The sequence below is a fragment of the Parabacteroides sp. CT06 genome (assembly GCF_002257605.1).
Taxonomy (GTDB): Bacteria; Bacteroidota; Bacteroidia; order Bacteroidales; family Tannerellaceae; genus Parabacteroides; species Parabacteroides distasonis.
Window position 1 is genome coordinate 4,767,193 of sequence record NZ_CP022754.1, and the last position, 11,600, is coordinate 4,778,792.

The following is an 11,600-nucleotide window of genomic DNA, read 5'->3' on the forward strand; positions in this document are numbered from 1 at the left end:
AAACAACACATTCACGAAAATAGATGTATAAAATATTTTTCTGACAGTGAGAAAAGCATATGTTTGCTAAAGGGACACCTTTAAAAACATACTACCATGAAACTTATACTCACAATCTCTGCGATGATCCTGTTCCTGATAACGGGATGCGAAAGTGGCAAGCAACCGGCTAACGACTTTTTAACCGTGGATATCACAGCAAATTATCCGAAGAAGGAACTGATTCTTCAAGACTTTTTGGATGTGGAATACATCCCATTAGAAACGAATGAGGAGTTCATAACCTCAGCCAGCATGCAAGCCATCGGCAAAAATCTCATAATCCTTAGAAACAAGAACGGACAAGACGGAGATATATTTATCTTCGACCGGACCGGAAAAGGCCAGAGAAAAATCAACCGCAGCGGCCAAGGTAGCCAAGAATACACGAATATCGGGTCTATTGCCCTCGATGAGGAGAAAGGTGAGCTGTTTATCAACAACTACTATTCGAGCCAGTTTATCGTATACGACCTGTCCGGAAACTTTAAGCGAACTTTAAAGTACGATAAAGATTTTAATTTCAATAGCGGGAAGATATACAATTTCGATCAAGACAACTTAATCTGCTACGATGAGATTGGCAATTATAAAAATCTGAGAAAAAGCGCATTTTGGCTCCTGTCCAAACAAGACGGGAGCATTGTCAAGGAAATCGAACTCCCTTATGAGCATAAGATATCACCGTTTTTATCGAAAGGAGGTTGGGCCGCAGGACCTCGTAATACCGAATTAATTTCCCAAAATGGAAGTTGGGTCTTAGTAGAGCCATCTACAGATACGATTTATAGTTATTCGCAAGATCACTCTATCAAACCCTTTATCGTAAGGACTCCACCTATCTGCTCTATGGCCCCGGAAGTATTTCTTTATCCAAGTATTCTTACCGACCGGTATTATTTCATGCAAACAACAAAGAAACAATGGGATTTTGAGAAAGAAACCGGATTCCCCAGAACCGACTTGGTATATGATAAACAAGAGGACGCTATCTTTGAGTGTGTCGTATATAATAACGATTTCGTAGATCAGACACCCGTTGATATGTGGTACGAACACGGAATACTAAAGATCATCAATAACGATGGGATCGCTTTCATAAAGAAACTAGAAGCCAATGAGTTGGTGGAAGCCTACGGGAAAGGTAAGCTGAAAGGCCGCTTGAATGAGATCGCAGCGGGATTGAATGAGGAATCCAACCCCGTGATTATGGTGGCTAAGTATAAGGAGTAAAAAACTTCTTACTTATTGTCTATTTTTCCAGACTTGTTTTTTATTCGTACATGTTTTTCGGAAAACACGTACGTGAATTCCCAAAAACACGTACGTGAATCCGTGAAAACATGTACGTGTTTTTACGGAAATCCGACAAGCATATTTATCTATCTTATTATCAGCGAATTGTAAATCGACTTCATAGTAAGATATTATTGTTGAAAATTTACTTCTAAAGATACGGTTCCTCTCCTATATTTTATGTAACTTTGCTTATAAGTCGCATAAAATATAGGACGATATGAACCAGACAATTTATCCCATCGGCATACAGAACTTCGAGAAAATTCGCAAGGACGGCTATCTCTATATTGACAAGACAGCCTTGGTCTATCAATTGGTTACTACCGGACAGTATTACTTCCTCAGCCGCCCCCGACGCTTCGGGAAAAGCCTGTTGCTGTCCACGCTGGAGGCCTATTTCCAAGGGAAAAAGGAGCTGTTCGAGGGACTGGCCATGGAGAAACTGGAAAAGGACTGGAAAGAATACCCGATCCTCCATTTTGACCTGAATATCTCCCAATACGACTCTCCGGATAGCTTATACAAGATATTAAACGACATCCTGTCCCGGTACGAAGACGAATATGGGACACGTCCCTCGGAAGTGACCCTGCCCCTCCGTTTCGCCGGAATCATCGACCGGGCCTACCGCAAAACCGGACAAAGGGCCGTGATCCTGATAGACGAGTACGACAAGCCCTTGCTACAGAACTTGCACGACGAGGAGATGCAAAACCGGCTCCGGAACATGCTCAAACCCTTCTACGGCGTATTGAAGACCATGGATAGGGCCATCCGCTTCGCCCTGCTCACAGGTGTGACCAAGTTCGGCAAGATAAGCGTGTTCAGCGACCTCAACAACCTCATGGACCTGTCGATGGATAATCGGTACGTCGAGATATGCGGCATCACAGAGAAAGAGATACATGCCTATCTGGAAGACGAAGTGAAGGAACTGGCTGATACCCAAATGACGACCTACGAGGAAACCTGCCTAAAACTCAAGCAACGCTATGACGGATACCATTTCACCGCCAAGTCCGAGGGTATATACAATCCATTCAGCCTATTGAATACCTTCGCTAAGATGGAATTCGGAGACTACTGGTTCGAGACCGGAACACCCTCCTACCTCGTGGAGCTGCTCAAGCACACCCATTACGACCTCTACGAGATGGCCAACACGGAGACCGACGCCGACGTGCTCAACAGCATCGACTCCGCCTCGAACAATCCCATACCCGTCATCTACCAAAGCGGGTATCTTACCATCAAGGGCTATGATCCTGAGTTTGGCATTTATCGACTGGGTTTCCCGAACAAGGAGGTGGAAGAAGGTTTCGTCAAATACCTACTTCCTTTCTATACGAGCATACAAGCCTCTAAGACCCCCTTCGAGATCGGACAGTTCGTTCGGGAGATACGGTCTGGCAATTACGACGCCTTCTTCCACCGCCTCCAAAGCTTCTTCGCCGACACACCCTACGAGGTGATCGCCGGGCAAAAGCCGGAACGAGACACGGAGCTGCATTACCGGAACGTCCTCTTCATCGTCTTCAAGCTGGTCGGCCTGTACACGCAAGTGGAGTACCATACCTCGAACGGGCGTATAGACCTCGTCTTGCAAACCGATCGCTATGTATATATCATGGAGTTCAAGCTCAACGGAACCGCCGAGGAGGCCCTGCGGCAGATCGAGGAGAAAGGCTACGCCCTACCCTTCGCCGGAGACGACCGGGAAGTCTTCAAGATCGGCGTGAACTTCTCTTCCGAGACCCGCAATATCGAGAAGTGGCTGGTTGGGTGAAAAAGTCATGTTTTTATCCAGATATACTTACTTTGCCGATACAGTATATATCCTATGCCCGGAGAAGATATACTTCAAGTGGCATCGAAGTATATTTCTCCCCCAAAAGGCTCCTCAAGTGAATAACTAATCATTTCCCAACTCGTAAGCTTACGGCTACCCCTACTCGTAAGTTATTCACTTGACAAACCGTAAGTTATTCATTTGACAAGCCATAAACAGACAGTTTACACCTAGCGTAACAATCTGTTATTCAATGCATTTACAACATAAATAAAAACCGTTCAAAAAAGTCGGACTTTCCAGCCGGAATATCCTCGCCTTTTTGTATTATCTTTATCGCCAACAAATAATACGCAGATGAAGAAAAACATTGTTTTCCTGTTAATTCTAATACCTATTATATGGATCTCTTGCGACGGAATGGGCCATCAAACCATAGACTTCCGAAAAATAGAGAACCTTATGCCCCAACATCCGGATAGCGCCTTAATGCTCCTTGAGCAAATAGAGAACAAAGAAAACCTATCCCGAAAAGATAAGGCACATTATTATTTATTGCTGACGGAAGCGCAAGACAAAACTTTTGTTAAGCATGAAACCGACTCGCTGATCACGATCGCAACGGATTATTATGAGGAAACAGACGATCTGGAACGAAAAGCGAAAGCTTGGTATTATAGGGGAAGAATCAGCCAAGATCAGAACCATCCACTAAAGGCCCAAGAGTGTTATCTAAAAGCCTTACGGGATGAAGAATCGATAAAAGATCACGCTTTACTGGGAAGAGTAAATAACTATATTGGAATACTCTACACTTTTCAAGATGTCTACGAAAAAGCGTTATCTTTCCAGAAAAAAGCTGTCTCAAATTTTCGTGCGATTAACGATTCTATCGGTCAAGCTTACGCTTCACGTGATCTAGGCCGTGTTTATCAAATGCTAGCACTTCCTGATAGCGCAATCGCTTGCTACTTAGACGCAATTGCCCTAATACGATCTTTCGATGAATGGTCTATTTATTCGGAGTTAGGAAATTTATATATAGAAAAGAAAGATTATTCGCTAGCGAATCAGTATTTAATGAAAATGAAATCATTTTTGGATAGAATGCAAGCGAATAATTTTTCTGACAATATCGATTTTTCCTTTCATGCGACATTAGGAGACTATTACAATCAAGTAAATAAATTAGATTCCGCTTTATTCTATTTGAATATTTGCAAAGAACAAACGACAAGGCTAGACACACGTATTTCCGCATATGCCACCCTCAAAAAAATAGCCTATAAGCAAAATGACTGGAAGCAATACGTCCTGTTAGATCAGAAATATACAAGTATGCATGATTCTCTTCATGCACAAGGAGAAATGGAATCTATCCGGAAATATCAAGCACTTTATGATCATCAAGAGACAGAACTAAAACTAACAAAAGAACAAGCCAAGAATGCGGTATCTAATTTGAGGATCATAATCGTTATGATAGTCTGTTTTTTAGTAATTTCGCTATCAACTTATGCTTATTTTAAACACAAACAAGAAAAAAGTCAGCTAATTCTTCGACAACAAGAAAAAGATATCCAAAACAAAGAACGATTGTCCATCTATGAAAACCAGATTCACGACTATGAAGAACAAATAGCCTTGAATGAGCAAACTTTACATTCTTTGAAAGAACATTTACAAGATCAAAACTTGAAAATAGAGAGTTTGAATACTATGCGCACGCACTTGGAGAATGAGATACAATCACTCAAACATAAAAAGCATATTCAAGAAAACCGTGCGGAAGAGATAGCTTTTAAAAATTCATCATTATATGCACAATTCCATGATAAGAAAAATTGGACACCGGCCCCGGAAGACTGGCAAGCTCTTCTCGATAAAATCGATCTCATTTATCCTACGCTTGCTTCTACATTAAGTAAAACATTACCCGGATCAACCATCTCAGAGAAACGTTTATGTTATCTACTAAAGATACAAGTAAAGCCAACAGTTATTGCTCGATTGTTATGTTGTAGCGATACAAATATTACGATGCTACGAAAGCGATTATATAAAAAAGCATTCAACAAAGATGTTCCGGCTAAGGAGTTTGATAGATATATACTTGATATATAACACTTTCACATTTAATTTTTTACAAAACTGCACAAATTTTTATTACAAAATGTGCAGTTTTATAAAAACAAGTTCATCCTTAAAGTCTTACATTTGCCTACAAGAAAATTTAATACCATGAGAAAAAGATTTGCTATTTTATTAGGGCTTATAGCTCTTCTTTCTGTGCAGTTGGTCTATGGAGATCCGGTTGAGACACGAGGGAAATGGGGGGATAAATATTATCGCTCAATTAATCCTCTTCCACCTTCATTATCCATACAAGGGAACATTTTGAGTGTGGATTTTATGAATGCGCTTGAAAACCTAACCATCACTATAACCGACGAACAAGGTACTGTAATAATGGAAGACAACATCTCTGGTGAAACAGGAGAATGTATAACTATCATTTTAAACAATGAGAGTACAGGACGATTTTACGTAAAGTTAGAGCATCAGTTAGGTTGGCTTATGGGAGAATTCATCATACAAAATAATTAGGTATTATTCTTTATCATATGCAAGCTTCAGGATTAAACAGTATTATATAGTTGATCCATCACTATTGTGATAATCACTGTACAGTGCCCCCAATGATACGTTTTTCCTGAATGCTTGCATTGAACTATGTTATTAGGAATTCTAAGCGTAACCTAACAAAAATACTAAGTTTGTCATTAATCAAGAACTAATACATATTATGATAATCTACGACCCCAAAATAGCGATTCTCCTTATAGCTTTTAATCGATCAAATATAAAGCAAGTATTTGATCGCATCAAAGTGGTGAAACCGAGAAGACTATATATCGCAGTAGATGGATCAACTAATGACACACAGCGTAAAATAAGTAAGGAAACAACGTTCATTGTTTCCCACATTGACTGGGAATGCCAAGTATTTAAACTATATCAGGAAAAAAATCAAGGATACGACAAACACTGTTTTGATTCGATTTCTTGGTTCTTCGAGCAAGAGCCAGAAGGAGTCATTCTAGAAGATGATTGTGTACCTTCCATTTCATTCTTTGGTTTTTGTACGACATTGCTGGAAAAGTTCAGACACGATGAACGCATCGGACACATATCCGGAAGCAATTACCAATTCGGGAAAAACAGGGGAGACGGTACTTTCTATTATTCAAACCTAACCCACGTATCCGGATGGGCTGGTTGGAGAAGAGTTTGGCAAGAGCACTGCCTTCACGAAAACAAGTACGACCTTTTTAAACAATTAGATTACTTATCAAATTTACCCTCTCACGCTCCATTCCAATATCGTTGGAACAGACTCTTCAATATGGCGAATCATGACAATGAAGGTTTTTGGGAGGCCAAATATGCTTACACAAACCTTATCAATAATAGATTATCGATCATTCCAAACAAAAATTTAATAACAAAGATCGCATATAATGACAAAACGCCCCATGCCATAAAGAATCATCCTTTTACAAACATCAAAAACGAGGAAATCGACCATATTGTTCATCCATCTTTCATCTGTCCGGACATAGAAGCCGATTTATATTCACAAACCAAAGAATATAATACATCTTTCGAGGAACTGTATATGCCTAAAGAATACTTTTACTTAAAAGAGCACTTTGTCACCGCAATCCGAAATAATCATATACATCCTAAAATTCCACAGATCATTCATCAGATCTATGAGGATTTAGCGGGACCACCTCCTTCTTTAGTCGAGATTTCCCAATCATGGAAAGAGCTAAATCCCGATTGGGAGTATCGGTTTTGGAATAAAAATGATATAGAGACATTTTTGAAAACCTATTATCCGGAATTTATTCCGGCCTATAATGCTTTTCCACATAATGTACAACGTTGGGACGCAATCCGGTATTTAATACTTTATAAGTTTGGTGGTCTATATGTAGACATGGATTATGAATGTACGGAAAATATCACTCCTATATTATGTAATACAGAATGTGCCATGGGATTGGAACCGGAAGCTCACGCTTTCCGTATCCATGTGCCTTACATTGTTGGAAATGCTTTTATGGCGACAGTTCCGGAGCATCCTTATTTCAAAGAGCTGATCGATACTGTATTTTGTACTGAGAAAAATAGCAACATGTACTCTGATCTTTGCGAGTTGATTCTTAATACAACAGGCCCCTGCATGACCACTCAAGTATACAAAAACAGCAATTATCAAAAGCGTGTGACATTAATTCCAGCAGAACTAATAGCACCTCTAACCTATACAGATATAAAAACAATCATAAACAATGAAACAACCAAGAATGTAGAGAGTAAGATAGAGAAGTCATTTGCCATACATTACTTTTTCGGCAGCTGGCTAAACTAATAGAAAATAACTGATAAATAGATGTTGTTATGAACCCCATTGAAGAGTCGATCTACCAATATATAAATAATATAATTGAAATTTCAGAAGAACAAGAACCTCTTCTGATTCAATATTGTAGAATGTTTTCTGCGGTTATTACTGGTAGTTTTTACGTACTAGATATATCAAAAAAACGTTTCATTTATATCAAACCGGATGATTTATTACTATGTGGTTATTCTGTAAAGGAAGCTATGAAACTTAACTTTGATTTATTTCCTCTGATTATCCATCCTGAAGATCTATCTTTATGGAACAACTTTTTAGAAATTATCCCTCAACACCTACAAGCATTACATGAAAAGCGAAATGAGATAGATCATATTTCATGTACAGTCCGCTTGATTCGTAAGAACTCTTATACTAAAGATCCACTATCACAAGTGCTCTACCAAAGAATGATTCCTGTTTGGAAGAATGAAAAAATAAGCTATTTAATCTGTTCTGTAGAAAGTGTAGCATATAAAAAAAACGGCTTCTACTTACATTACAAAAACTCGCTAACTTATGAAAAATATGAACCTGCAGTCGGTTCTTGGAGCACACATACAATGAGTCTCCTAAACGAGCGGGAACGAATTTTATTAAATCTTTCCCGGCAAGGACTAAATTCAAATGAGATTTCAGAAACCTTATGTCGTAGTAAACATACGATACAAAATCAAATCAAGGCCCTATTCGTTAAATTGAATGTTCATTCTATACAAGAAGCCATCGAAAGAGCAAACCATTGTAACCTCCTACACCCATACAAAGAAAAAAAGATCGATTTTCCAAATGAAACAATACATAGCTCCCCCAAAAAAATCAATAAAAAGTTGATGTGTGAAATACAAATATTATTAGATAAAGGTAAAAGCATCCGCTCAATTGCTTCCATGGTCGATATCGCAGAAAGTACAATTCGCAGTTGGATCATAAAGAAACTACTAAGAAGGTGAATTTCTGCGCAAAAAAAACAAAAAAAGCCCAAATAGACTATTGTTTTTGCGCATTAAATACTATACATTTGTAATATTACTTCTGTAAAGAACAAATTATTAACAATCTAATAACGAATAGTTATGGAAAAAGACAAAAAGCAAATCCTTGGAAAATTAAAGCTGAATAAGCTTAGTGAGAATGAGTTGGAGAAACGTGAAATGAGAATCCTAAAAGGTGGATCTGATTGTCCTGATGGCTGCTCTCCAAATACCAGCATATCGAATGCAACTGTTGATAAGTATTCATAATCTACTGCTATCAACATCTACGACTAGTATTATCTTATTACAAAGACTCCAAGTTGTCATATTCAAGGTCTTTACCGACCTTGAATATTTTTTGAATGTAATGCATAGAATGAACTTTTTGTTTAATTAATCTACTATAATGAAATCAATAATACATTCCACTGAAAATAACAACTTCTATTTGTATGATACCCAACGCATACTATCTATGTTAATACATCCCGAATTAAAAAAAATTCATGAAAAGTCGACAGATATAAATATAGATGCTTATTATTTGAAAAAATACTCTTATCTTGTAAATCATGGTTTTTTTGGAGAAGCAAAACCTTTTGAATTTAAAGCTAATATTAGCGAAAATAGCATAAAGGAAAATATCACTCAAACGAAAGTTATTGTATTTGAAATAACAGATTATTGTAATTTAAAATGCAAATATTGTTCACTAGGTGATTTATACAACTTCTCAAAAAAAGAATCCAAAAATATAAATATAAAATACGCTTTAAATTTCCTAAGATACATTTTCAATGTAAAACATAAAAAGACCAAATTAACAATTAGCTTTTTTGGGGGAGAACCACTTGTCAATTTTCCTGCTATACAACAAATAATAGAAGAAGCGAAACTTTTAAACAAAAACAAAAAATTGGACTTAATGTTCAATATGACAACAAATGCCACCTTAATACACAAATATATCGACTTTATAGTTGAAAATAATATAGAGTTATTAATCAGTTTTGATGGAAACGAAAAAGCTCATAGTTATCGTACCTATGCAAGCAACAACAAAAATTCATTTCATGATGTTTTAATGAATACCGATATGATAAAACTAAAACATCCTAGTTATTTCGATAAATATGTGAATTTTAATGCAGTACTAAATAATCGCAATTCCATAAAAGGAATTTACGAGTTTATTTATAATAGATATGGTAAAATTCCAAGAATATCACAATTAAGCTCAGATCATATAAATCTTAATAAAAAAAATATTTTTGATGATATTTTTCATTCCAGAAAAATAAGCGAGAAGGAATTCCAAAAGGAAGGATCTGACGTATTACCCATAGTAAGTAATCGATTGATCCCATTTAATGAATCAAAAAAGTTTTTGAAACATTATTCTCTCAATTTGTATCTTTCAAACACACTCTACTTATTGTATGATTTGATAGATTCCTTCCCAACGGGAACTTGTTTGCCCTTTCAAACAAGAATATTCTTAAACACGCACAATAACTTGTTACCTTGTGAAAAAGTTAGCTACAAAAACTTTTTAGGCAAAGTAAATGATCATGTATTTATTAACATTCCTGAAATTGTACAAAGGTACAATTCTTATTATGTACACTGCAAAAAAGTTTGTCAATATTGCTACGGAGGAAGAGCTTGCTCCACTTGCTTATTAAGTTTGGATAATCTGGATCAACTAGGTGTAGAGGAATTTGTTTGTCCAGACTTTCAGAATCAAAAAACATTTGAAGATAAACTAAATCGCATTTTTTCATATTTGGAAAAATGTCCTAGTGAATTCTTTCAAATAATTAATCATTTAATAACAGAGTAATGGAAAGAACAAGTGACTATTGGTTTATGATTGAGCCTTATGTGCATATAAACATTGCAAATGGCTATATGTTATTGTATAACACATTAGACAAAGAAACCATAATCTCTAATAATGAAAAAGTAATTAATCTATTAGAAGAATTACTTCAAGATGAAAATTGCGGTGTTACCATATTGAAAAATGAGCAATATAGACAAAATGATATACATTCTTTTATTACAAATTTAAGAGAAAAATACATGGGAGATATTATAGATATATCTTTATCTAAAGGGAAACCTATACAAATATTACCACATACTAATTTCTGCAATAAACGTAACGAAAAGTATAATTTTATAAAAAATGCCAACTTATTGCATTTTTTAAACGAAATAATCATTCATCTTGATCATATCTTAGATCAAGATAAGCTAATTGATTATTTGCAGTCAATGCCAGATAATATAACATATAGCATCAGTGGGGATTTAAAACATATTGCTAAATTTGACAAGCTTGTTGATTTTTTGAATCAATATAATTCGTCAAAAAAAATAATATGCAATTATATTAATTTTGCAATTCCAGCATCAGTATGCAAAAATATTTTTTTATACAAAATACATATTCATTTTCCTATAGATATAAAACAATTAATCATAACTACACAATCGTTAAAAGATCAGAATAATCTATTTGAACTTATTTTTGATATAGCATCTTTAGATGATTATCTAAAAGCTTGGGAAATTATCGAAGAATATCAAATTGACAAATATCAATTTAATCCAATATACACAGGGTATAATATCGATTTTTTCAAAGAAAATGTTTTTCTAAAAAAGAGCGATATATTATCTACATCAATGTCCATTAAAGACTTTTTTATCAAACAAATGATAAATAATAATGACTTTGGGAAAATCAACATAATGCCAAATGGAGATGTGCATTCGAATATAAATTATCCAGCATTAGGCAACATATGTACTCATAGTATTTTTGAGTTAATACAGAAAGAAATAGAAGAAGGAAAATCTTGGCTGCGAGTACGCAATCAAGAGCCTTGCAATGCATGTATTTATCAATGGCTATGTCCGTCTCCTTCTGATTATGAAATAATGATTGGGCAAACTAACCTTTGTCATGTAAATATTCATAATCCAAATTGTGAGAATCTTTAATTCTAAAATATAA

General features: G+C 36.0%; 9 protein-coding genes. All 9 read left to right on the top strand.

Going from position 1 to position 11,600, the window contains the following annotated elements; genetic code table 11:
* The first annotated feature begins 96 nt into the window (after window positions 1-96).
* The 9 genes from CI960_RS20830 to CI960_RS20870 all read left to right on the top strand — a co-directional run bounded on the left by CI960_RS20830 (window position 97) and on the right by CI960_RS20870 (window position 11,587).
* Window positions 97-1,272 (top strand): 6-bladed beta-propeller, encoded by a 1,176-nt coding sequence (locus tag CI960_RS20830; protein WP_005860545.1) that lies wholly within the window; start codon window positions 97-99, stop codon window positions 1,270-1,272.
* Window positions 1,273-1,555: 283 nt separating this feature from the next.
* The gene (locus CI960_RS20835) at window positions 1,556-3,124 is read left to right on the top strand and encodes an ATP-binding protein (RefSeq protein ID WP_005860543.1); all 1,569 of its coding nucleotides are present in this window, start codon (window positions 1,556-1,558) and stop codon (window positions 3,122-3,124) included.
* Between the two features lie 360 nt (window positions 3,125-3,484).
* The gene (locus CI960_RS20840; RefSeq protein ID WP_005860541.1) at window positions 3,485-5,251 is read left to right on the top strand and encodes a tetratricopeptide repeat protein; all 1,767 of its coding nucleotides are present in this window, start codon (window positions 3,485-3,487) and stop codon (window positions 5,249-5,251) included.
* A 117-nt stretch (window positions 5,252-5,368) separates the two neighbouring features.
* On the top strand, window positions 5,369-5,734 hold the full coding sequence (locus CI960_RS20845; RefSeq protein WP_005860539.1) for a DUF3244 domain-containing protein: 366 nt from the start codon (window positions 5,369-5,371) through the stop codon (window positions 5,732-5,734).
* 199 nt (window positions 5,735-5,933) lie between these two features.
* Entirely contained in the window at window positions 5,934-7,568 is a 1,635-nt protein-coding gene (locus tag CI960_RS20850; RefSeq protein WP_005860537.1) for a glycosyltransferase family 32 protein, read from the top strand.
* Between the two features lie 29 nt (window positions 7,569-7,597).
* Window positions 7,598-8,551, top strand: a complete 954-nt coding sequence (locus CI960_RS20855) for a LuxR C-terminal-related transcriptional regulator (RefSeq protein WP_005860535.1) — start codon at window positions 7,598-7,600, stop codon at window positions 8,549-8,551.
* Between the two features lie 123 nt (window positions 8,552-8,674).
* Complete coding sequence (locus tag CI960_RS20860) at window positions 8,675-8,842, top strand: TIGR04149 family rSAM-modified RiPP (RefSeq protein ID WP_005860533.1); 168 nt, start codon at window positions 8,675-8,677, stop codon at window positions 8,840-8,842.
* Window positions 8,843-8,981: 139 nt separating this feature from the next.
* Window positions 8,982-10,418: a radical SAM peptide maturase gene (locus CI960_RS20865; protein WP_005860531.1), complete on the top strand. Its 1,437-nt coding sequence runs from the start codon at window positions 8,982-8,984 to the stop codon at window positions 10,416-10,418.
* Window positions 10,418-11,587, top strand: a complete 1,170-nt coding sequence (locus CI960_RS20870; protein WP_008778895.1) for a TIGR04150 pseudo-rSAM protein — start codon at window positions 10,418-10,420, stop codon at window positions 11,585-11,587. Before CI960_RS20865 ends, CI960_RS20870 begins: the two co-directional genes overlap by 1 nt.
* Window positions 11,588-11,600 lie beyond the last annotated feature (13 nt).